General features: G+C 37.5%; 27 protein-coding genes and 1 pseudogene. 7 read left to right on the forward strand and 21 right to left on the reverse strand.

The window, feature by feature from the left end; genetic code table 11:
• Positions 1–68: 68 nt before the first annotated feature.
• The 16 genes from DW152_RS10660 to DW152_RS10730 form a co-directional block, all read right to left on the reverse strand.
• Positions 69–2,231 (reverse strand): HelD family protein, encoded by a 2,163-nt coding sequence (locus tag DW152_RS10660; RefSeq protein ID WP_109215850.1) that lies wholly within the window; start codon positions 2,229–2,231, stop codon positions 69–71.
• A gap of 694 nt (positions 2,232–2,925) precedes the next feature.
• Entirely contained in the window at positions 2,926–3,300 is a 375-nt protein-coding gene (locus DW152_RS10665) for a hypothetical protein (RefSeq protein WP_071144610.1), read from the reverse strand.
• A 139-nt stretch (positions 3,301–3,439) separates the two neighbouring features.
• Entirely contained in the window at positions 3,440–3,580 is a 141-nt protein-coding gene (locus DW152_RS10670; protein WP_118288592.1) for a Maff2 family mobile element protein, read from the reverse strand.
• Between the two features lie 199 nt (positions 3,581–3,779).
• Positions 3,780–3,947 carry a hypothetical protein gene (locus DW152_RS13345; RefSeq protein ID WP_002610319.1) on the reverse strand — a complete coding sequence of 56 codons (168 nt, stop codon included), beginning with the start codon at positions 3,945–3,947 and terminating at the stop codon, positions 3,780–3,782.
• Positions 3,940–5,727: a VirD4-like conjugal transfer protein, CD1115 family gene (locus tag DW152_RS10675; protein WP_118288593.1), complete on the reverse strand. Its 1,788-nt coding sequence runs from the start codon at positions 5,725–5,727 to the stop codon at positions 3,940–3,942. The genes DW152_RS13345 and DW152_RS10675 overlap by 8 nt, the downstream gene beginning before the upstream one ends.
• Positions 5,724–6,200 (reverse strand): PcfB family protein, encoded by a 477-nt coding sequence (locus DW152_RS10680; RefSeq protein ID WP_118288594.1) that lies wholly within the window; start codon positions 6,198–6,200, stop codon positions 5,724–5,726. Before DW152_RS10680 ends, DW152_RS10675 begins: the two co-directional genes overlap by 4 nt.
• Before the next feature lie 82 nt (positions 6,201–6,282).
• Positions 6,283–6,501, reverse strand: a complete 219-nt coding sequence (locus DW152_RS10685) for a DUF5348 domain-containing protein (RefSeq protein ID WP_002610290.1) — start codon at positions 6,499–6,501, stop codon at positions 6,283–6,285.
• Positions 6,502–6,519: 18 nt separating this feature from the next.
• Positions 6,520–7,434 carry a DUF6017 domain-containing protein gene (locus DW152_RS10690; RefSeq protein ID WP_118288595.1) on the reverse strand — a complete coding sequence of 305 codons (915 nt, stop codon included), beginning with the start codon at positions 7,432–7,434 and terminating at the stop codon, positions 6,520–6,522.
• Positions 7,435–8,191: 757 nt separating this feature from the next.
• On the reverse strand, positions 8,192–9,010 hold the full coding sequence (locus tag DW152_RS10695; protein ID WP_118288596.1) for a hypothetical protein: 819 nt from the start codon (positions 9,008–9,010) through the stop codon (positions 8,192–8,194).
• Between the two features lie 53 nt (positions 9,011–9,063).
• Positions 9,064–9,705: an MAE_28990/MAE_18760 family HEPN-like nuclease gene (locus DW152_RS10700; RefSeq protein WP_118288597.1), complete on the reverse strand. Its 642-nt coding sequence runs from the start codon at positions 9,703–9,705 to the stop codon at positions 9,064–9,066.
• Between the two features lie 2 nt (positions 9,706–9,707).
• Positions 9,708–10,745 (reverse strand): DUF262 domain-containing protein, encoded by a 1,038-nt coding sequence (locus DW152_RS10705; RefSeq protein WP_118288598.1) that lies wholly within the window; start codon positions 10,743–10,745, stop codon positions 9,708–9,710.
• A gap of 190 nt (positions 10,746–10,935) precedes the next feature.
• Complete coding sequence (locus DW152_RS10710; RefSeq protein WP_118288599.1) at positions 10,936–12,207, reverse strand: tyrosine-type recombinase/integrase; 1,272 nt, start codon at positions 12,205–12,207, stop codon at positions 10,936–10,938.
• Complete coding sequence (locus DW152_RS10715; protein ID WP_118288600.1) at positions 12,208–12,417, reverse strand: DNA-binding protein; 210 nt, start codon at positions 12,415–12,417, stop codon at positions 12,208–12,210.
• Entirely contained in the window at positions 12,414–12,638 is a 225-nt protein-coding gene (locus tag DW152_RS10720) for an excisionase (RefSeq protein WP_199663840.1), read from the reverse strand. Before DW152_RS10720 ends, DW152_RS10715 begins: the two co-directional genes overlap by 4 nt.
• An 81-nt stretch (positions 12,639–12,719) precedes the next feature.
• Positions 12,720–12,911, reverse strand: a complete 192-nt coding sequence (locus tag DW152_RS13505; protein ID WP_243059925.1) for an excisionase — start codon at positions 12,909–12,911, stop codon at positions 12,720–12,722.
• 205 nt (positions 12,912–13,116) lie between these two features.
• Positions 13,117–13,536: a helix-turn-helix domain-containing protein gene (locus DW152_RS10730; protein ID WP_118288602.1), complete on the reverse strand. Its 420-nt coding sequence runs from the start codon at positions 13,534–13,536 to the stop codon at positions 13,117–13,119.
• 236 nt (positions 13,537–13,772) lie between these two features.
• Here DW152_RS10730 and DW152_RS10735 point away from each other — a divergent pair, with 236 nt between their 5' ends.
• The 7 genes and pseudogenes from DW152_RS10735 (at position 13,773) to DW152_RS13510 (ending at position 18,092) form a co-directional block, all read left to right on the forward strand.
• Positions 13,773–13,982 carry a hypothetical protein gene (locus tag DW152_RS10735; protein WP_118288603.1) on the forward strand — a complete coding sequence of 70 codons (210 nt, stop codon included), beginning with the start codon at positions 13,773–13,775 and terminating at the stop codon, positions 13,980–13,982.
• Positions 13,983–13,997: 15 nt separating this feature from the next.
• Complete coding sequence (locus tag DW152_RS10740) at positions 13,998–15,827, forward strand: primase C-terminal domain-containing protein (RefSeq protein ID WP_330416773.1); 1,830 nt, start codon at positions 13,998–14,000, stop codon at positions 15,825–15,827.
• A gap of 116 nt (positions 15,828–15,943) precedes the next feature.
• A complete protein-coding gene (locus tag DW152_RS13655; protein WP_330416774.1) occupies positions 15,944–16,123 on the forward strand; it encodes a hypothetical protein in 180 nt (59 codons plus the stop codon).
• Positions 16,120–16,254 carry a hypothetical protein gene (locus tag DW152_RS13660; RefSeq protein WP_330416775.1) on the forward strand — a complete coding sequence of 45 codons (135 nt, stop codon included), beginning with the start codon at positions 16,120–16,122 and terminating at the stop codon, positions 16,252–16,254. Before DW152_RS13655 ends, DW152_RS13660 begins: the two co-directional genes overlap by 4 nt.
• Before the next feature lie 152 nt (positions 16,255–16,406).
• Entirely contained in the window at positions 16,407–16,640 is a 234-nt protein-coding gene (locus DW152_RS10745) for a hypothetical protein (protein WP_243059917.1), read from the forward strand.
• 248 nt (positions 16,641–16,888) lie between these two features.
• On the forward strand, positions 16,889–17,188 hold the full coding sequence (locus tag DW152_RS10750; protein ID WP_118288604.1) for a hypothetical protein: 300 nt from the start codon (positions 16,889–16,891) through the stop codon (positions 17,186–17,188).
• A gap of 109 nt (positions 17,189–17,297) precedes the next feature.
• Positions 17,298–18,092: pseudogene (locus DW152_RS13510) on the forward strand (phage major capsid protein).
• A gap of 45 nt (positions 18,093–18,137) precedes the next feature.
• Here the strand turns inward: DW152_RS13510 and DW152_RS10765 are convergent.
• From DW152_RS10765 to DW152_RS10785, 5 genes are all read right to left on the reverse strand, one after another.
• Complete coding sequence (locus DW152_RS10765; RefSeq protein ID WP_118288607.1) at positions 18,138–18,800, reverse strand: hypothetical protein; 663 nt, start codon at positions 18,798–18,800, stop codon at positions 18,138–18,140.
• A gap of 301 nt (positions 18,801–19,101) precedes the next feature.
• Positions 19,102–21,219 (reverse strand): AlwI family type II restriction endonuclease, encoded by a 2,118-nt coding sequence (locus tag DW152_RS10770; protein WP_118288608.1) that lies wholly within the window; start codon positions 21,217–21,219, stop codon positions 19,102–19,104.
• Positions 21,220–21,228: 9 nt separating this feature from the next.
• Positions 21,229–22,137 (reverse strand): DNA adenine methylase, encoded by a 909-nt coding sequence (locus DW152_RS10775; RefSeq protein WP_199663844.1) that lies wholly within the window; start codon positions 22,135–22,137, stop codon positions 21,229–21,231.
• Position 22,138: 1 nt separating this feature from the next.
• Positions 22,139–23,161: a DNA adenine methylase gene (locus tag DW152_RS10780; RefSeq protein ID WP_118288610.1), complete on the reverse strand. Its 1,023-nt coding sequence runs from the start codon at positions 23,159–23,161 to the stop codon at positions 22,139–22,141.
• Entirely contained in the window at positions 23,154–23,378 is a 225-nt protein-coding gene (locus DW152_RS10785) for a helix-turn-helix domain-containing protein (RefSeq protein WP_118288611.1), read from the reverse strand. The genes DW152_RS10780 and DW152_RS10785 overlap by 8 nt, the downstream gene beginning before the upstream one ends.
• Positions 23,379–23,447 lie beyond the last annotated feature (69 nt).

A 23,447-nucleotide genomic window follows, 5' to 3' on the forward strand; every position in this document is an offset into this window, starting at 1 on the left:
TATCATTTTGTTCATATGCACTTACGCTGCGTTTGGCATTTAGGCAATTCAATATATTGTAAATTTATCTATATCAGCGGGCTAACCTCATTTTCACAAAATAAGCTAAGTTTGTGAAGCGCTCTTGTGCAGGCAACATATAAGAGGTTTTTATCATCTTCATCATGGTAGTTTTGGCTATCTGCATCACAAATTAAGACAGTATCAAATTCTAATCCCTTTGACATATATACTGGTAAGATAAACACGCCTTGTAAATCTGATACGCTCCCATTTTTAATTAATTGAATATCAAGTTTGTGTTTAATTTTATTAAATAGATAGGTTGAATTTTTTTCGGTTTTACAAATTAAGCATATCGACTGAAACCCTTTCTCTTGGCATAATTTTATTTCCTTAACAATTTCATCAATGAAGATTTCGGAATTATCAGCAATATATACTTTTGGGCTATCGCCATTCCGATTAAAACTTTTTATCTGTGAACTTTGTTCAATGAACTTTAAACTAAAATTTAAAATTTCATTCGTACAACGGAAACTTTTATCCAACATAATAAGAGAAGATTTTTTCTTGTTCAATATTTTTTGAATTTGTTCGTAGAAAGAAATATCTTCTTTTTTGGCAAGAGTCTGTTTCATATCTCCTAAAATAGTAAATTTGGCATTAGAAAAAAGAAAATTAAATATTTCATATTGGAGAGGGTAGTAGTCCTGTGCTTCATCAATGACTACCTGCTTAATATTTTTATATTTATTTGTTCCGTATATTTTTAAATACAAATAAGCGATTGCTATTGCGTCATCATAATACAAGCTGTCTGCTTCCAAATTTTCCTTAGTATATTTCCAAATATTTTTTATGTTTTGTGACGGATTGCTATTTTGCAGCAGGCTATAAAAATAGGCTTCATTGCTAAATAATATTTTATATAATTCAACAATGTCAATTTTTATAAATTTCTGTATTTCCTGCTTGATTAGATTTTTTTCTTCTTTATGCCCCCGCCCTTTTCCTGTTCCAAATATTTGTTCTAAAATATAATCTTCTAATTGTTCTAATTTTATGCCTAATGGTGTTTCTGGTCTTCCTAATATCTTGTCTTTTAGAATTTGCCCGCTTACAACGCATTTTCCCTCATAATAAACATCTTCAAATTCTATCCACTGGCGGGGTATATCAATGAGAAATTGGTCTAAAATTTCCCTAAAAAAACTTGACGTTTTAAATTCTATACTATTTCTTGAAATTTCCTTGTATTTTGAATTGACAATCAAGTTTTCTAAAAAATCATTTCTTGACTGAATTTTCCTGCCATTTAATAACTCACTAAGTATATCTTCAAACACGGAAGAAATAACATTATCTTCTCCCAATTCGGGCAATACATTTGAAATATATTGCTCAAATATAGAATTTGGGGAAATAATCATAATGTTATTTGCGGACAGCTTTGTTTGTAAACCTTGATACATAAGATAAGCAGCCCGGTGGAGAGCAATAGAGGTTTTTCCACTTCCCGCTACACCCTGTACCATTAGCAGGTCATTTTCCATATCTCTAATAACCACGTCCTGTTCATGCTGAATTGTTTCAACAATAGCTTTCATTTTAGCAGTAGTGTTTTGTGACAGTAATTGCCTTAAAAATTCATCAACAATCTGAACATCTGAATCAAAAAAATATTCCAGTGTTCCGTTTTTTATTTCATATTGGCGTTTCAAATTGAGTTCGCCTGTTACTCGTCCACATGGAGCGTCATAAAACGCTTCGCCTGTCATAAAACGATAGAAAACACTGGCAATCGGCGATCTCCAATCATAAACATACATCTCTTGATAGCTGTTTTTTCGTAGAGAAGAACGTCCAATGTATATTTTTTCAAATTCGTCCTCATCATCAAATTTAAAATCAATTCGGGCAAAATAGGGCGATTTTATCATCTTTTCTAACAGAAGTATTTTATGTTCTTCTTCTTCATAATCTATAATTTTGTCTGTAACAGGATTGATATATTGGCTTAATTCAACAAGTGCCTCGAAACCGTCTGATGTGTACAGTGATGTAATGCCGTGTTCTGTATTTTCACGCACATCTTTTTTGGCTTCGATAATTTCTGATTTTTTTTTGTCTGCCGCTTCTTTTGCCTGCTTTAATTGTTCCTCGGCTAAAGAGATTGTTTGTGCTAATCTTTTTTCTTCAAACGCTTTTTCTGTCTGATTATTCCCCATAATGATTATGACCTCCTTGAAAAATGAAAGAAAGTTTTACTGAAACATTGCTAGGCTAGTTTAGCATGTGTCAGCTTATATAAACAGTCTTGTATTCATAAAATTTGTATGGTATTATTACAGTGGGAGGAATTATGTTAGATATTTGATTTCTGCAAGCATATCAATTCTAATACGGGTAATTTAAACAATAAACAAATTGGGACAAAGAGTTATACCATTATGTCCCAATTTGTTATTACTCCATATCTTCAGCAGACAGAAACACAAGCCCGGCAAATTCTTCCTCAATCAGTTTCTTCAACTTTTCCGCTGTGCTCTATGCAGGTTCCCTTATCTCCATTCCAACCTATAATCTCTTTCTGTAAAAGCAAATCTTGTTCTGTGAAAAAATGATTTGGATTCCGTAGTAGTCGGCATTGTGCGTAATGTGTATAACTGGCTGTATCATGGAATTGTGGGTAACTCTGTTTGCAGGACGTGGGAAAGCTGCACTTTAGCTTTTCCATGTGCTGTGAATAGAGTTATCCATGATTCCATAGCCAGTTATGCACATTTCCATAATGCTTGTCTTTTGGTCTTTATCAAAATGAGCATATTGGTTATTAAGAAAAGCCCTGCATATTATCATATACAGAGCCATTCTAATCTTTTTACCCTCTACATAGAGCGTTTTCTTTCTGCAAAATTCATTTTACAGAATGATACCCGCTTTTTTTGCAAAATAGCCTTTTCTCCCGGTAAGTTCCGACTGTTTTTCCTTTGGCAGATTATTGAATAAATCCTCATAAAGAATATCGTCTAACTGCATTTCCCTAGCAAGTAAAAACACATTTAGACTAAGCCATTCCTCCCAAAGCCCTTCAAATAAACTATGGCTGTCTGTATAGGTGTCAAGTTCTTCAAAGCCATATGACGGTGTATAGCACTGCAATTTAACAAAACCGTACCTACCAACATCAACCACTAAAATATCTTCATCTTCCATTTCGTACAGTTCCGCAAACGCACCAATTACTTTGTAGCACATTTCCCGTTCTTTCTCTGTGATATATACTGTTTTTTCCATGCTCATTTACCTCTATCCTTTCAAATCGTGGAATACGGTTTTCAGTTTTCTTCTACTTCTAAACCACATATTTGAAATGCCACATACGCCATTTTATACGGAATAGAGGTTGGCTGTCTGCATTTATCGGTGTGTTACTTTATGGCACATGAGCATTTGCGCCCGGATTGTCGTTTCCATATCCCTCTAAGAGATTGATAACGCCCCAAATGCCAAGTCCTGCTCCAAGAGCGATAACCAAAGTCTGTAATACGCCGATTGCGCTGTTGAAAAATTCCATAAAACTCCTTTCTGCCGCAAATGCGGCTTGCCCCGTAAAAGGGTATAAAAAACGGCGGTCAGTTTTCAAACTGCCGCGGTCATAAGTCCCCGCGCTGCGTAAGTGTCTGCCACGCGGCGGTATTCAGTTGTCAGTGTGGGCGATAGGAATTTTTGTAGGGGCGCGTATCATGCAAGTTGTCTTTTCCTTTGTTACTGCGTCAATTCCTCCTTTCTTTTCGCTGCTGCTCATACAGGGCTTCACACCGTTTCACAAATTGCCGGATAGCAGCCTGCCGCTGCTGTTCCCGTCGTTCAGCAATCGAAACAAGCCCGTTTATGGCTTCTGTGATTTTCTTGTCCTTTTTCTTTCTGATACGTCTATTCATGGTCGGTGTCCTCCTGCAAATCGCTTTCGCTGATTTCGTAGTAGTCAAATACTTCGTCCGGCTTCACAAGGGCGGGTCTGCGCCTTAAATGCTTCTCCATATCAAAAGTATTTTTCTTGTCATAGTCGGAAAGATATTTATAGTTGGGGTGTTTTGTAATGTCGTACTTATCGGAAAAGAACGGGCGCACCCCTCTAAGCTGTAAAATACATTTCCCGCCGTCCATAACCGCTATTTCATCTTCCGTCATAAGCTGCTTGCCTAACTTCTGATAGTTCAGCCCATGCGATACCTCGCGCCCCCGGTTCTCGGAAGTGTTGAAGCTGTCAATGGTTTCTTTCCCCAAGATTTCCGACATTTCTTTGAGGGTGGTTTTCTCCTTGCCGCCCAAGAAAAGGGTGGTGTCGCAGTTGCCGACTATGGTATCGGCGTTGTCCTTATAGATTGCCTTTAACTGGCTTTGCGACTGCAAGATAATCGACGCGGAGATTTCCCGGCTTCGTATGGTGGCTATGAGCTTTTCAAACTTCGGTATCTGCCCGATATTTGCAAATTCGTCTAACAGACAGCGCACATGGACTGGCAGCCTGCCGCCGTATTCATCATCTGCCTTGTCGCAAAGGAGATTGAAAAGCTGTGTGTAAAGGATTGATACCACAAAGTTAAAGGTATCGTCGGTGTCGCTGATGATAACAAACAAGGCTGTCTTGCGGTCGCCTATGGTGTCAAGCTCCATTTCGTCGGTTTCCATAAGGTCGCGCAACTCCTTAATGTCAAAAGGGGCAAGCCGCGCACCGCAGGAAATGAGGATAGAGCTTCGTGTCTTTCCCGCAGATAACAGGAATTTCTTATATTGCCGGACGGCAAAGTGTTCCGGGTCTTTTTCCTCCAACCGTTCAAACATGAGGTCAACGGGGGACTGAAATTCCGAGTCGTCCTCGCGGGCTTCACTGGCATTTATCATTTCAAGTAGCGTCGTGAAGTTCTTTTCTTCCTCCGGGGCTTCGTACCAAATGTAGCCGATAAGGGCGCAGTAAAAGAGCTGTTCCGATTTTACCCAAAAATCCTCCCCGGCTTTTTCCCCGTCCCCTTTGGTGTTGGCAATCAAGGTATTTACCAGTTTCAAAATGTCTTTTTCGCTGCGGAGATAGGCAAAGGGATTGTAACGCATGGATTTCTTAAAATTTATCGTGTTCAGCACCTTTATCCGATACCCGCCACGCTGTAAGAGCTTCCCACACTCGACTAAAACCGTTCCTTTCGGGTCGGTTACAACGTAGCTTGAGTGCATTTGCATTAAGTTGGGCTTCACGAAAAATCTCGTCTTGCCGCTGCCGCTTCCCCCGATAACAAGGATATTTTTATTCCTTGCATACTTCGGCTGCTTCGGGCGGCTGTTCATGGTAAGCCGTTCCGTCTGTGTCAGCAGCACGTTATTTTGAAATACCGGGTCGGTATAGGGCTTTATATCTTCGACGTTGCCCCAACGGGCAGAACCGTATTCGATGCCTTTTCGATATTTCTTTGCGTTCTTGCCTTTGAAATACACCATAAGCCGGATAAGGACAGCCCCCGCAATACCGATAAGCAAATCCATAGGGGCAAGGCTCGGAAGCGGATTTGAAAAGGCAGCGGAAAAGCCGTCTGCAAGGGAAAGCACCTTGCCGGAAAGGTCAGCCCCCGGAGAGAGCCGCACCGCCTGTCCGATTTTATCAAAGAGATAGACAAAGAGCAGATAGGGGGCATTTAGGATAAGCAGCTTTTTAAGTTCCGGCTTCATAGCGATACCTCCCTGTCCTTTTTCTTCACTTTGTCCCTCTGTGCGTTCAGAGCTGCCGCCTTGTCTTTCAGAGTGGAAAGCAGCTTGCGGATAGAGGGTTTTTTATCCCTGCCTAATTTCTTTGCGGTAAATTCCCGAAACGCTTCGGTCATAACGTCAATATCCTTGCCCCTAAAAGACACAAGATAGGTCGGCGGCTTGCCGTTCTCAATCTTCTTGACGTTGTAATCAAGCCCGTTTTTCCTTGCGATAGGGTCAAAGGCTTTGATATTTTGGTCGGTAATCTCAATGTTGGAAACCTTTTCTCCCGGCTTCATAAGCTGCCGCATAGTGATTTTCCCATGCGAGGCTTTGGTTATCTGCCCTTTGCCTTTGGCAAGCAGGGCTTTCATAGCCTTTTGCAGCACTTCGGCGGTCAGTTTAGATGTTTTGATTGCTAAAGACACGACTTTTTCGTTGACTTCATCTTGCATGAAATCCCTCCTTTCGTGGTTTTGTTAGGGTGGTGTGCCGCTTCGGGGCATAAAAATAAGGCGTACATTTTTCATGCCGCCTTTAGATACGCACCCGCAGCCCGTTCAAATCCGAAGCCCTTACACCTACAAGATACCAGTTGTCCCCGTACTCCATGCGGGTCGGCTTCCATTTGCCGCGTACAAACACTTCAAGGCAATCCCCACAATGCAATCCTCCGTAGTAGTCGTTAAGGTCAAAGCGAATGTCGTAACGGTCTGCCGTTTCATCAAAAATCAAAGCTCCTGTTTTTTGTGTCATATTAAAATCCTCCTGTTTTTAATAGCCGCCGTACATATCGTGATTGACAAGAGCGGTGTAATAGCTGTCAATGGTGTTGGGTGCGTTGAAAAGTACCGCTTTCAGATATTGCTTGATGTTGCGGATTTTCGTGGTGTTCTCTTTCATGCAGTCAAAGACAAATTCAATGTGGCTGCTGTTCAGCTTCATAAACTTTGCTTTGACAAGCTCTGCCGGATAATCGTCCCCGGCGATACGAATTGTCTTTCGTTTGGTGCAGACAGTTTCAAGGATAAGGGACACAATCTCGTCCAAGCGTTCCCTGTCAATGTTAGTATGCTTGATAAAATGCTCATACTCGATATTGTCCTTGATGATTTCCTCATACACTCGGTATGCGTCTGCCGCTTCCTTTCGCTTCCGTTCCGGCGGCTCTGCCGTTTCCTCCCTCAAAGGAGAGGGGTTAGGGGAAAGGATAGGAATGGAATGGTTATTTGATAAATCCGTATTTGATTTTTCTTTTTTTGATAAGTCAGTCTTTTGTATATCCTTATTTAATTGCATTGGATTTTCCAACGTCGGGTTATCCGCTGTCGGATTTTCCAATATCGGGTTATCCGCTGTTGGATTTTCCAATACCGGACAATCCAATGCCGGGGGCTGTGGCTGTTCGTAAATGGTGTACTCGATAGCGGTCATTTTACCTTTCTCGTCGCGTCCCTGCCGTCTTGTGATATATCCGGCTTTTTCAAGCTCCCATACAGCAGTGCGGATAGCGTCGATACTTTCCCGGTTGATATAGGACAGCCCCGCAAGGGTGTAGTCCCAATCCTCCGGCAAGGACAGCATTTGTGATAACAGCCCTTTTGCTTTTAGGGAAAGCTCCTTATTGCGTAAATGGTGGTTACTCATAACCGTATATCCTGTGTTTCTCTCCACGCGGAAAACTGCCATACCTTCATCAACTCCTTTGCTTCATATTTGTTACGCAGTAGAACAGCGATTTTGAGGGTTTAGGTATCAATCCCTTACCCTGTGAAAACCACACCCGCAAAGCCTTATGTAGCAAGGCTCTTTTTGCCCCTACTGCGTAACATGAGGGTAAAAAAATAGCGGCGTTCCTTGTTTCCCTGTTGGGATAAGGTAACGTCGCTTATGCGAATAATGTTCAATTTTATTTATATCGTGGCAAGGCAATCAACAATTTTAGTAAGTAGTAAATAAGTAGTAAATTTTCTCTGTTAGCTTCAAAAAGTCAAGGAATATCAAGGGTTTCCGCGCTCGATTAGTGTACTGCCGTGGCAAATAAAAAGTACGCGAATGCTCATAATTTCTCCTTTCAAAAGGCGCTTTCCTACTGTCATTTGCAGCGTTTTGCGCGGTGTTAATTTTTCTTTATGTATTGGTCATTTCTGTACATAAAATGCAAATCTTAGCAAAATTTTGCAAGATGTGTACAGCAAACGTAGTAAAAGGTGGGGTTACTACTTCTCTCTTACTGCAAATATACCATTCTTTGGGGTAAGTCAAGATACGCACCTATCTGCTTGGCTAATTTTTCTAGTTCCTTATAAATTGACTTTTTTATGGTATAATAATCCTCTCCAAATATTTTTTCTGTTAGGCCAAACATTGCATCGCTAATTATCAAATTGCTCTCCTTTAACACTATTCCCAACTTGTAGTGTGCCATAGAATTTCTAAATCTATCTCATTTCCATTTCGAATTAATTTTTAAAGCGATGCCTAACTTTTGATTTATTTGTTCAATCACACTTATTAAAGAATAATATAAAAAATATCCAAATCTCAGCTTCGTAGGTATCTCATTGTTTATCCATTTTTCAATCCCATATAACAAGAAATTTATCTGGCACAAGATTGACATTAAAACAAACTTGTCACTATATACATTACCAACTGGTGATTTTATAAATCCTCCGTAATCTTGAACCCCAAACTGCAATTCATTATTTACCTGAAAATCAGTCGTTGCATGGAACAAATTAATATATCTACCACCAACTTCACTCATTACCTTTATATACTCACCATTATTCTCACTGTATGAAAAAAACGGTGAATAGCAATGGCACAGAATAGTATTCCCACAAATCACTCCATTTATAGTATCCATTCCATATATATCATATAGCTTAAGAACTTTAGCAATTGGCTTACAGACACTTCCAAAATAATAATCACTTTTACTATAAGCGTTTCCTAACGAAATATATATTTCGTTATAATCCTGCTGCCACATCTTAATGCTATTTCTGATTTGTTCATAAAAAATAGTTTGTGATTCATTAAATAATGGCATGCAGAATTTACATTTACTTGAATTTTTAATAGCCTTTAGCCAATCCTCTGCTCCATCTATAACAACACCCAAATACGGAAGCATAGAAGGTATGTAATTAGATGCTTTCGAATTTATATTTTTTATAACCGTATAAATATATCGAAGGTCTTGCTGAATCAAAGAAAATGCTGCCTTCTGTACAGGATTTAATTTCAAGCTATCCACACCAATTCACTCCTTAAAACATGTTATTCTTCTTATGTTTCGGTGATTTGTGTTTAATGATTTTTCAAATACATTTGTTCCTCAATATATTTCTCATATAATTCGATAATATAGGTACACGCCTCCGAGATATGATCTAATTTACATTGTAAATCATTAACCGAAACTTCACGTCCCACCTCTTTTGGAGTTTTATTCCCATGTGCAATATAATTCCTATTATCAACCATTTCCTGAATGTTTCCTCCAATTTCCGCCCTAGGAAGAATTGCATTATGAATACCAAAAGATTTTGCGATACTCTCTAATTGTCTATATCGTAGGTTTTTGCCATCAGTAGGTACTATTTCATTTGGAATAGAAACGATAGGATTCCGAGTTAATTTATCTGAAATATTCCACCTTTTTTCCCACTTATGTTCATTACCCACACCATATATACTGTCGTATTCCGCGGAAAAAATGAGCGTATACAGCTCATATATACACTCATCAATTTTTACAGATTTAGCATTTAATTCCTCTATCGTTTTCTGAACGACAGTTCTAACTGTTTCTTCATAAATCCCATATATATACACGTAAAACAAACCCTTATTAATTGCTGAAAAATCATCGCTATCATTAATATTACTAAGCCATAATCTTAGTTCGCATATTTTACGAGTCAATTCCTCTTTTATTTCATTAAACACTTTTATCCCTCAAATTTTTTTCTACAGAACTCAATTCTACCTATTACTCTCGGTTTCGAATTTGTAGCTCCTGTAATATATTTTAATAATTCTTTATCTTTTAGCCATTCATCTATTCCTACAGTGTTTATTTTTCCATTATCCATATATGCTAATGCAGCTCCTACTGACACAGCCTCAAAAAGATTAAGTGGTGTATTTTTCCTTCCTTTACTTATACCATGAGGCAAGGCATCATTCAATATTTTGAATACTATTCTGAATAATTTATCATTTTCACTATAATTAAATCCTTTGTCAGCCTTTGACATATAATTATTTAAGAAGTCTTTTACACTATGCTCAAACGAATCCAAATCATACAAATACGCAAAAAATCTCAAAACAAGTTCTTCTCTCGTACCATCATTTTCTTGACTCTCAGATAAATGCACGCAATTCTTAAAATTAGAATCTTTGGATAACTCTTTTAAAAAATCATTAAACCCGCCTCGATAAACACAGCTACGAATTTCCTGAGGTGTAAGATTTACGCCTCCTTTATTCAATCGTTCAAACAAATCAAAGCGCACGTCTTTATCACTTTTATCACTCAACGTAATAACTTTAATACTAGTCAGTTTAAACTTATTTTGTACACCTACCGGAAGATCAGCAAATCTCTTATCATTAAAATTAGCTAGTTTTGATAATCCTTTCAATTTTAAGGGCTCAACTTTTTTAGCATTGACTTTCTCTCGTACATTATCATCTCCTGCAAAACAAATCATTGTACTAAGTCTCTGCACTCCATCAATCACTTCCCAAGTTCCATCCACATTTGTTGCCATAAAAAGACTTGGAACCGGAATTCCCAAAAAGAGAGATTCAACTAAACTTGACTGGCGTTCAACATCCCATCTAAACTGTCGCTGATATTCTGGTGCTATATTTATCAGTCCATCATTTACCATACTTAACAACTCTTTAACAGATAAGTCATAGGTATTAAAATCAACTTTCATTTTTTGCTCCATTAATTCTGAGTTTAAATCTATCATAAATATATTCTCCTTTTGTCGTAAAAATATACGTGAATACTCTTATGATAATTATAACATTATTCATTGATTTTTCATAGCATTTTAATCTCCATAGCATTTATGATTATTTCCACATTCACCTCCATCCTTATCAGGTAAATTCAAAAAAAAGCTGAGCATCTAGCCCAGCTCAAATTTAACCATTCTCCTATATTGCTTTAAACATCTTCTGTGACACCGGCTTCTCCCCTTGCGTCCGTTCCAGTTCTTTTCTGGCATTCTGCAAGTCCTCCAGCCTTCTCAATTCATCCTCTGCATCCTCAAGGCCTAAATGCGTATAGGTATTAAGTGTAACTCCTATATCACTATGTCCCATAAGATACTGCAGCGTTTTTGGATTCATACCGGATTTCGCCATATTGCTGCAATACGTGCGCCGGCAAACATGCGGCGTAATATTCGGCATCTGTACCCGATAGATATCGTTGTACCGCTTCACCATGTGGTTAAAGCGATGTTCCCAATGCATTGCCACTAATGGCAGACCTTTGTCATCCAAAAACAGGAACCCGGTATATCCATCCACCACTTTTTCTACCTTTGGTTTCTCCCGGTCTTCGATGATGGCTTGAAAGCATTTTGCAACCTCCTCTGTTACCGGAAGTTTTCTTGTTCCAGCGGAAGTTTTTGTTGGCTCAATAACCAACGTCATATCGGATAATCTCTGAAGCTGGTGATCGATATTTACAATTCGATTTTCTAAATCAACATCTTTAATTGTAAGGCCACAAAATTCCGAAATGCGCATACCTGTATGAAAAAGTATATACACAACTTCATAATACTTGCAGTATACATTATCATCATGAACAAATTTAAGAAACTTTCGCATTTGATCTCGCGTTAACGCTTCCCTAGTAACACTGTCATTTACAACCACTCCCGCAAGTTCAAATCCAAATGGATTTTTATGGAGCACATCGTCATCCACCGCCATTTGAAAAGCCGGCCTTAATACGCCCCGGACTGTTTTCACTGTACTATATCTTTTCCCATCCTGCTGCAGCTTTATCAGAAACAGCTTTGCATCTGAGGTTTTGACATCGCCAATTTTCTTATAATAAAAATCTTCTTTCTTCATGAGATTCTTTACAAAATTGTAATTGGCTTTTGTATTTAGCTTTACACCAATTCTAGTAGAAAGATATCGTTCCACCAGTTCCTCTACCGTCATACTTCTTCCTTCTGGATGCATTTGAGAATCCAAATCGTAGCCGATTTGCTTTTCAAGTTCTCTAAGTGATAAGCATGGTTTCTTTCCTGCCGGAAGTTTATCTGTTGGCTCAAGGCGCCAGCTATATACAAAATGCGCCTTGCCATTTACATGATATTTAAATTGATATTTTCCATCCCACCGAATTGACTCCCCTCTGCGTAACACTCGGTGTTTTGAGTCTCTTCTAATTCCTGTCTTTGCCATTTAACATCGCCTCCTTAAATCTGGATGCGCTTCCAGATATCTTGCAAACGCTGTGCGAATAATCATCTTGCGTTCCTTATAAAATACAAGGAAATTCTTCTGTTCATCCGATTTCAGTAAATCATAAAATTTCCTACGACTAAGCCCCAAATAATCAATTGCCTCTGTCGGTGTAATTATATTCTTCACTCCTGGACTTGGATTTTTCATTCTTCTTCGTCCTCCCCTCCACGGCTCAAATTCACAATATACTGCTCAAAACGTTCTCTTATAACAAGGTATCTATTTCCCATATAAATAGCAAATTCGCCTTCGTTATCCTCTGCTAAACGTCTCATTTTCTTGATTCCAATATTGAAATATTTTGCTGCTTCCTTAATCGTAAGCATATACTTTTCAGATACTGCCATTGGCTTTTTTCCTTCTCTCATTATGCCATCCTCCTTTCTTTGCATACCATATATCCCTCTTTCTGCCCTAATAGTCCAGTAGTATTTGGCAGATAAAAGCAATTATATCTCCGAAAATTCATCGATAAACTTTTCAAATTTTGTGCGAATTATCAAATACATATTGCCGCTAAACACAGCAAATCTATCTGTATTTTCTTCTGCAAGCCTTCGTAACTTTTTCGTTCCTACATTAAAATAAGCCGCTGCTTCCTTAATCGTAAGTGTGTATTTTTCACACACTGGAACAATCACGTTCTTTTTATCGTCTTCAAATGCAAAAACGCCGGTGTTAGAACAGGTATTATTGTCATCCTTACACCTTTTTGTAATGGTGCTAGTTGCACTTACCTGATCTTTCACTGGCGTTGCCATTATTTTATTGTACATTTCTCAAATCCTCCTTCCTGCAAATATATAACCTTTTTACCGGAAGGACTTGTAATAAAAAACAGTTCCTTTATCCTTTTACTTTAATTGTTAATTGATAATTTTCTCTTGGCAGTAACGTCTCATCCGCTTTACACATATTGAATTCTGCATTAATAAGAGCATCTACAGCCGCCTTTCCTCTTTCATCTAATCTTAAGTATTTCATCATAATTTCCATATAATCTTCTTCCAAAGACCATAATCCTAACTTCTGAATTTCGTTTTCTCCCAATTCTGGTGAACTAGGATCATCTGACTCTCCTAAAATATATGACATTGTTCTATCAAATACAATTGACAACTGTTCCAATGCTTCAAAACTGGGATTTCTCTTCCCCATTTCCCACATTGCTACAGTTCCTTTTGCCACACCTAATACATTAGCTAAATCTGCCTGCGTCATATGTCTTTCTTTTCTTAACTGTTTAAGTCTCTCTGATAAGGTCATTCTATTCACCTCCACATGTTGTGCTCACATTGTATAACATGTTGTTTGCTTTTATCAACCATTTTTTACTCACACGCATTATTACTCCACATCGTTTATAAGTGTTATTTACTTTTATATTCACAAGATACAAGCACATAATGTTTTATTGTGTTATACATAACTTCGTTCTTTACATTTTTATTTGTGTTATCTTGTTGAATATAACAACACTCACTTTTAAAGGAGGTGATTATATGTCCGCCACGCCAACCATGATGACAATTCGTGAAATTGCCAGAACCGGACTTTTATCGGAGCATGCATTACGACTTCTATTAAAAGAAGGAAAGCTCCCTGCTATCTATGTTGGAAACAAAGCACTCGTTAACTATGACAAGTTGTGCGAGCAGCTTCACAACTTAGATCCTGAAAATGCATTGACACCACAAACAGAAAGCCAATAGGAAGGAGGAACTACAATGGAAAACACACGCATGTTAACCATGTATTATGCTGACTGTACAGGGAACGCCAAGAACAACAAATATTCCCACAAAATAGATGTTGTAGACGCCGCTTCCTTTATAGAATGCGTAAGTCACGATTATGTCTGTGCAAAATTTTCAAATTATCGACGCAGCAACGCCAACTTTATACAAAGCAATTGTGCAGGCTTTGATATCGATAATGAATTTTCTGACAATCCGGATAACTGGATTACTGCTGAAAAAATTGCGCAGGAATTCGAACCTTTGACTTATGCCATCCATTACAGTCGTAACCATATGAAATGCAAAGGCAGCCAATCGGCTCGTCCAAGATTTCATATTATCTTTGCAACAGATACAATCACCTCTGCTGCAGAACACAAGCAATTGAAGGAACAACTCAGTAAATATTTTCCTTTTGTTGATCCAAACGCTGTCGACGCATCCAGATTTTTCTTTGGAACTACAGCTCCTGATGTAGAATATCATGCCGGCACTATGTCATTAAATACTTTTCTTGTGGAAAATGATGATAGCTGGTGTAGAGATTTCGAAGAAATACCAGAAGGGCAGCGCAACGCAACCTTATCTCATACAGCAGGTATATTAATAAAGCGTTATGGTGCTACAGAGGCGGCAAAGCAATTATACTTAGCCGAGGTAGACAAATGCAGCTCTCCTCTCCCCCAAGAAGAAATTGACCACATCTGGGACAGCGCAACCAACTTTGGAAAACAGATTGCAAAGCAAGAAGATTATATTCCACCGGAGATTTACAACTTTAAACCGTCTCTTATGCCGAATGATTTTTCAGATGTCGGGCAGGCAGAAATCTTAAGCAGGGAGCATAAAAATGAACTGGTTTTTACCACAGCAACAGGATATCTTAGGTATAATGGCATCCTCTGGGAAGCATCCGATGAAAAGGCCCAGGCTGTTGTACAGGACTTGACTGCTTCACAACTTGATGCTGCCGAAGGCTATCGCCTGAAAGTAATGGAGCTAATGAAGCAAAATGGTGCTTTATCGATTCTTGCCGGCATGAGTAAATCAAAGGCACTGAACCTTTTTACCCCGGAGCAAAAACATTCATACAGCATGTTTGAAGAAGCTATGAATTACAGGAACTTTGTAATAAAGCGTCGTGATTCCAAATACATTTCTTCTGCATTAAAAGAAGCCAGGCCGATGTTGTTAAAAGTCCCGGCGGATTTAGATGCAAATGCGGATGATTTGAATACACCAACTGCAACTTACCACCTTCCGGATGGTATCGCAGGTGCAAGGCCTCACAATGCCAGTGATCTTATGACAAAGGTTACTGCAGTCTCACCGGATAATAATGGAAATGAGATATGGATGAATGCCTTAAATAAATTCTTTTGCAATGACACAGAGCTTATCCGATATGTACAGATGATTGTCGGACTTGCTGCTATCGGAAAAGTATATGTAGAAGCCTTGATTATCGCTTATGGAGAAGGCCGGAATGGTAAATCTACCTTCTGGAATACCATAGCAAAAGTCCTGGGAACATACAGCGGTAACATATCCGCTGACGCACTTACCGTTGGATGTCGTAGAAATGTAAAACCAGAACTTGCTGAAATCAAAGGAAAGCGTATTCTTATTGCATCCGAGTTAGAAGAAGGGACGCGTCTTAATACAGCCACAATCAAGCAACTATGCTCTACCGTCCAGATTTATGGTGAAAAAAATATAAAGATCCACTTAGTTTCACACCAAGTCATCTTACTGTTCTTTATACCAATCATCTTCCAAAGATTGGTGCTACTGATCCAGGTACTTGGCGTAGGTTGATTGTCATTCCTTTTAACGCAAAGATTGAAGGCAAATCTGATATTAAGAATTATGCTGACTATCTTTTTGAAAATGCCGGAGGTGCAGCTCTCACCTGGATTATTGAAGGTGCCCAAATGGTATATCAGAATAACTTCCAGATTGATCCACCGGAATGTGTGCAGAATGCAATCAAATCATATCGGGAAGAAAATGACTGGCTTGATGATTTCTTATGTGAATGTTGTGAAATCGATGACAGCTATAAAGAGAAATCCGGTGAGCTGTATTCTTCTTATACCGCGGTCACTGCATGAGTACAGGAGAATATATCAGGGGAACAGCAGACTTTTATGCCGCAATTGAACATGCCGGTTTTGAGCGTAAACGTGATAAATCAGGAAGGTATGTAAAAGGACTTCGTTTGAAATCTATTTTTGCAGCATAACATCCATTTCATGGGTGGTGTCAGTCGGTGACACTCTTATATACAACTTTTTTATAAGAGAAAAATTTATTGTATATAAAAAGTTATGTAATTGACCGTCATAGAGTGACACACCAAAATTGGATGCACCCTATAAGGAAGGAGGAAACCATTTGATTGATGAAAACTTAAAGAGGTATCTGTGGTCAGGATTAGATTATGATCGTTATGAAGTAATCAAAATCATACCCCAAACCACAAATTTTGCAGCCATTGTTATGAAAAGCCGTAACACCATAGATACCCCCTGGTGTCTGGAATACTGTGGTACTGGTCACTATTTTGACACCTATGAAGAATTACAGAAATTTTACTTTAAACATTTTAAGAAAAGATTGGAGGATTAATATAATGTCTCAACCATGTTACGCGTCCTGCTTCGTTCCAAGTAATTTAGGTACAGCACAATACGATGTGATATCGCTCATGGCAACACCAAATGGTCATCCGGTTGCTGTTATGAGAAGTAACGCACCATCAGAATATAGCTGGTGTGTCTTATGTGGATTTTCCACTGTATTTTTTGCAAGCAGAACAGATGTAGAAAATTATTGTTGCAAACATCAATTCACAAATTTCAGAGGAGGTAGAAAACATGAGTAAATTTATTTTCCCATTACAAACGTCAACAACTGACGGAAAGTATCACAATTATTTTGGAGAATTCAGTCAGGGTTCTCTTATGAAAGATGGTAGCTACGAATTTGGTATTTCAGAGTCCCACAGCGGTCTGTTCCATCTTGAAGGCTTATCGCAAAAAAAGATTCCTGCTGCCAAACACCTGCAGATTATCTGTCCGCACCATTGCCAGCATGAACTTGAAGCAATTAACCATAACACGCTAATCTGTAGTCAATGCGATCCAAGACTGGCCAATATCGAAGGAGGTATGTAATATGTTAACATCAAGCGATTATAATTACGAATTTAGCAATGCTATCCGGAACAAAAGAAGAAATGAGAAAATTTTATATGAAGGATATGACAAGGGCTCCGACAGCTATATGTTTCCTTCTGGCAGTTTCAACGACTTTTCAGATGCCGTTGTAAAAGAAAACTTATTCCGCAGACTCGGAACTGTTCTTCATGCCCCAACCAAAGAAGGTCTCATTCAAACAGTATTCTCTACTGCTAATACAGCCATTGTAGATGAAGCTACTGCCTTTCCAGAGGATAACGATTCTTTTGACAAAGCATCCTTTTCTTCTTACAAGGTAGCTGCTGTATCAAAATTAAATAACCGATTCATTGAGGATATGCACTTCAATGTAGAAAAGTATTTAACAAATGAATTTGCTCGCAGATTTGGCAGAGCCGAAGAACAGGTTTTCATCAACGGAACCGGTGTAAACGAGCCAACAGGCCTTTTAATAACCGCCGAGACAGGACGTTCTATTGATACTGCCGATAGTTTATCTTATGATGATATTATCGTCTTATACTTTGCCACCAAGCCAGAATTCAGGAAGAATGGCGTCTGATTAATGAATGACAATACATCATTAACCCTCAGAACATTAAAAGACAAGGATGACAATTATCTGTGGCGTCAGTTAGATGACACGATTTTAAGCAGGCCAGTGATTATATCTCCCTATATGCCGGATATAGCAGACAGCAGCGTTCCTGTCGCATTTGAAGATCTGTCCTACTTCTGGATATTAGAGCGACAGCCCCTTTCTGTGAAAGTCTTGACAGAACTGTATGCCCGCGAAAATCTAACCGGATACGCAGCTTATGAGCGTATCGATGGCAAGCTCATCCGTCCAGAAGCCATACAGCTTCTTAAAATAAAATAATACAGGGCATCTCTGCGACACCCTACACCAAAGAATAGCATTATTTTATGCTTTGCGAAATGCTGAATTTCCAGAAAGATTTTGAAGAAGAATCCGGCGAGCATTCTTGCTATCGTCTCCGATAAATCCCAAGCGTAAGAGGAAACATCGGAATGCGTATTTTTCATTCTCAACTTCTTTATCCGTCAGTGATACTCGTTTTAGCTTTATTGCTAATTCGCACAGTTTGGAAATAAATTCTGTATAAGTATTTACCGCATCCGGCTCAGACGCAAGTGGAAACCAGGGAAATGAAACCTGATTCTCGGTAATAACAACCTCCAACTGCTCTGTCAGGAATGCGTGTTTAAAAAGTGTTTGCTTCCCTTCTATCAACTTCTGCAAATTTTCCAGCTTACCATCTGTAAACATGTTTCTTGGAACTGATATGCTTAATACATCTGCTTCCTCAGTTTCATCCTCCCGCTGCTCTGATTGTTGAATAGGCTCGCCTTTGTAAAACCGTTCTAAAACCAATTCCAACATGCTTTCTGTCATATCCTCGGATGCATGAAACACTCCATTCTTATCCAAAACGTTGCTTCCAATCAGATAATCAAACTTTGGTGTTCTGGTATACTTTACTGGCGTTCCAAACAATTCAACGATGGCATAAGCCAGCTTCTTTCGTTCCTCACCTTTAACCCTAAAATCAATTTCCGTAATCATCGCACATACCACCTTTCTTTTTGGTATGTACATATATCACTCTACCGGATAAATTAGTCAACACAATATTTGAAAAAGAGCTGCCCTATTTCAAGGCAGCCCTACTTCTACACAAATTGGCAATACTTTTCGCGCACAGCATTTCTATATTTTCTCTTAATTTCAGCCATTCGAGTTGCTAAAACCTAGTTAACACAATACCCCCTGTGTAATTTCGCGAAAATATGCGTGAGAGGGGGCATCGGTCTTTAGGAAGAAAGGGTGTAGAGATTTAACCTCCCCCAGTATGTAGCATAAAAGCTTAAATAATAGCTCCCATAAATTTTTCTCTCCATTCAATATCAAAGTTTATCTTGTCAACCTCGAATAGTTTATGTACCTTTGATATGATTTCATCGTACTCTGATGACTTATCTATCAATGAAGACAATTCGTCTGTGTTAACAGGCATGATAACAACATTATCCGTAAACTTATCTTTATCATTAGAAGACTGAAGTGGCACTGCAGCAACAGCTTTCCAAATATTAATGGTATTGTAATCAAAGCTATCCGCAATGAAGAATGATGTCACTTCCCTACCCGTGTTAGCAGTTTCCTCCTCGACTTTCAAATTAATAGAATGTCTAAGCACAGGTTCCCATTCTCCACGTTTTTGACTACTTGCATTCATCAATGTGGCTTCTAGCATAACAACCTTATCAGCCTCATATATTACAATATCACCTTGTCCTCCACCAGCATGTACTAAAGGTTCAAAGTTTGCGGACAACGTCAAATTATAACTACTCAGAATATCAACTATTTTTCCCGAAAAATAGTACCAGGCAATACCAACGACATACTCATAGATAGTTGGAACTGTTGCATCCAGACTAACTATGTCTTTAATAAACTTATCATTACTTCGATTACTAAATAGTCCAAGAATTTCCTTAACCTTCTCTGCAGGATAATTCTTATCTATAAATTCAGCAAACTCCTTTCTTCGTTTATCTGCAACCATAACTGGAATCTCTTCAATAGTTGCACCCGGAAATTCTTTTTGAATATTATCTTCAACTTGTTTAGTTTCTTCTTCATAATATTCCAGTATTTGTGACAAAGAAGTTACATCACAATAAAAACTGTTTATTCCTTCTTCGTATTCTGCATAACAATCATAATATGAATGCAACTCTTCGCTTATACTTCCAGCTATTCTATTTTTAATTATTTCTTCCTCAAATATGCATGCACACAATTCTCGGTAGGCTAATTCAACAAACCCATTATCAAAACTAATAATACCGGTTGCCTTAAAAATACGTTTTGTAGTATCTGAATACTCACGAATTTGATCAAGTATCTTTGACAATGAAAACTGTTTAAAAATATAAATATTTAAATTTCCTTCAAACATTTTCTTGTATTGCTTAGCAAATTCAATTGTTGTCGGCCTATCTCCCGTTTTTTGTGTAAAAATATTCTGACCACACCCAAATGCCTTATTAAGCATTGCCTTGTTATTTTCAAAAAATGTAAGCAATTTATCTATTGTTGCAGAGGATGGATTCTCTAAATAATCAAATAGAAGATTATAATACACCCAGTATATATCAACTCCAGCATTACTTTTTCTATTTTTATAATTGTCTCGAAATACAGTTTCTGATACTCTTTCATTTGTATGTATCTCTGCCGGAATATCAATCGAAACACCAGAAACAATATCACCTTCTCTATAATTTAAAACATATTGTTCGATATCCGAAAAATCCGAATACGGACTTAACCCCTGAACAAGCTCAGAAAACTCATTTTCCGACAACCTATGGCGTTTTAATAACGCAAAAATAGCCAAATTAAATGGTGAATAGTATCTTTCTCCTTCAGTATCAAATAATCGCAATTTCATTAACTGACGCAAATAAACTATATTAACTCCATCTATCGGGAGCATAGTTTCTAAATCATCTTTTCTCAGCTTTTTCAAATCAAGAAGAAGCTCTCCAACAGGCGAAATTTCTCTACCTTCATCTGTGAATCCCAATTTCACCAAATTACTTGTATAATGCCTAGCTCTATCTTCTATTCCTAAATCAAATTGCTTAACAAGACTTTGAAACATAAAACTATTCTTTTGAATCCATTCCATATCTTGAGTTTGAACGGCTGTTGCGAAATCTTTATTTCTTTCCAGTGTTTCAGCAAGTTTATCATATGGTCCATGCTTTCCAAAAACCTCAGGTGATAATTCTATAGCCTGTCTATAAAACTCGTACTGCGCCAAGCTCTCCGGCATAGAGGCCCAATTCATTTTTTGCTCGTTCTGAATATCATCTAAGATTGTTAAATAACCTTGCAAAGCATTGATTACATCATTTCTTCTTCCATTTGTATCCATCAGATTAAAAATCTGACCTTCTTTTATTCTCATATTAGCCTCCTAATAATTTACAACAAGAATTTCCCTAGTTTTTTGTTCCTTATTTTGTCTATGATAATTTGCATTATTATATGAATAATTCAAATCTACCATTTTGTAGTTTGGTCTAGATTCAATCCATTTTCTCAACAAAACATTTTCTCTTCCCTTGGATTCCAAAACATTAGATAATGCAAATTTAATCCCTCTTTGTGATAAATCATCGAGCTTTTGAAGTAAATCCTCTTCGTCAACTTCTGACCACCCCCCTTGCTCATTATAAGCAGCGCAAGTAATTAAATATGGTGGGTCAGCATACACAAAATCTTTATCCGTAAGTTTATCAATTTCTATCTCTCTAAAATCACTATGTATAAATGTAGCATTTTGATTTTGAAGCAATTCTATAAAGTTTTCAACTTTACTATGCATTTTCTGATTGAAATCTCTTTTGCCCGGTGGTAAATTAAATTCTCCATTTCTATTGAATCTTATTTGATTATTAAATGCATATACAATAAGTACATACAACATAACATAATAATCAACATTTCTTTCTTTCAATGCGTTAAAATCCGCTCTAAGCTTCATGTATTTATCCCTATTATATACCCCCAATCCATCTGAACTATTACAGTTATAGAAATCATACCCATATAGTTTTACATCCGATAGACCATATCTTTTTATTACAGTTTCTATTTTTTCTATAAAGCTTGCTGAATCTAAAGTCTGCATAACAGAATAGAGATTAATCAATGGCTCACAGCTATCATTATAAACATATTTTTTTGCGCAAACATTAATTCCGACATTGCAACCACCACAAAACAAATCGACAAAACAATTTATATCTTTAGGAAAAAGTGGCAGAATTTGTGGCAACAACTTGTATTTTCCGCCAGTATAATTTAATGGCGATTGAATCATTTTATTCCTCCTCATTACATATGCATAAAAATAATCTCTCTTGATTATCTTCTATATCAGATTTCCCAGTTGTAAAAGCTTTATATTCCTCAGAGAATACCTTTACTTTTCCTTTAGCACAAAGGATTCTGAAGATATCATCATCTGATATCCTTGCATTAGAACGATCATTTCCTTTTTTTGCCATATTATTATAAGACAGCACAATATACCTACACTTCAATTGCTTAATTAAATCATCGAAAGCTTCTGCTGCACTTTTGGTACAATATTTACTCTTCAATGCCGTCCTATCCATTTTCTTTGCAACGCCAAAGACTTCTGGCTTTTCCCATCTGGCTACATTCTCAAGCAAATGATATGCATCGCAATACTGCCTTGAATTATATGGTGGATCGATATATACTAAATCAGCAACAATTTTACCCGCTAAATCATTCGAATCTATATTGTAACACTTATTTTTTTTATTATTCGTTATACTCGCTTCCGGTAACAATAATTCTAAATGCATATCAAATTCTACACCTTGACGGTACGCATCGTAATGTCCGCAAGTCTTCGCTATTTTATCCATCGCATAGAGAAGTGAAGTTATCAATAATGCCCTTTCCCTCTCGTTTATTTCTTTGTTTGCATATTTAGTCTCTATATCCTCTCGGATAAATCCAATTTTCGAACAATCATCATGACTGAAATATGTATTAGAAAAATTTATGGTCATATAATTCTCTTCATTAATTACCATAGCGTTATACTCATCAATTATGGTTTCTATTTTTTTTCTACTATACTTTCGTGGTGAAAACCATGCAAAGTTAGAAATATAATTACTGTACAAAATATCGTTAGTTATCAACTGCTTGTCCTGAAAAGCTGAGGCAACTGCACCAGTTCCCGAAAAAATATCTACAACAATTTCAATATCTGTACACTCTGAATCGACAACCTTTTTAATAAATGGTAAAAGTTTATATTTATTTCCAAGGTACCTTCTATTATTTATATTTGTAGACTTAGCCATTTGTACTACCTCTTTCAATATTAATATCTACCGAAAATTCAACATTATTCTTTTCGCAGTATTCTTTTATAGTGCGTAAAGCTTTATATGTTGGCTGTGTTTTCCCCGTTTCCCAACGATTAACAGTTGCGAAAGAAACACCTAGTTCCTTTGCAAATGCCTCTTGACTAAGTAAACGCTCTTGTCTTAAATTTTTTATTTTCTCTGAAAAGCCCATGTTTTCACCTCAAAAAGATCAATAATAAACAATTAAAAGCTATAGCAAAATTATAACATTATTATAACA

This window comes from Dorea sp. AM13-35 (genome assembly GCF_003473885.1).
GTDB lineage: Bacteria > Bacillota > Clostridia > Lachnospirales > Lachnospiraceae > Dorea_D > Dorea_D hominis.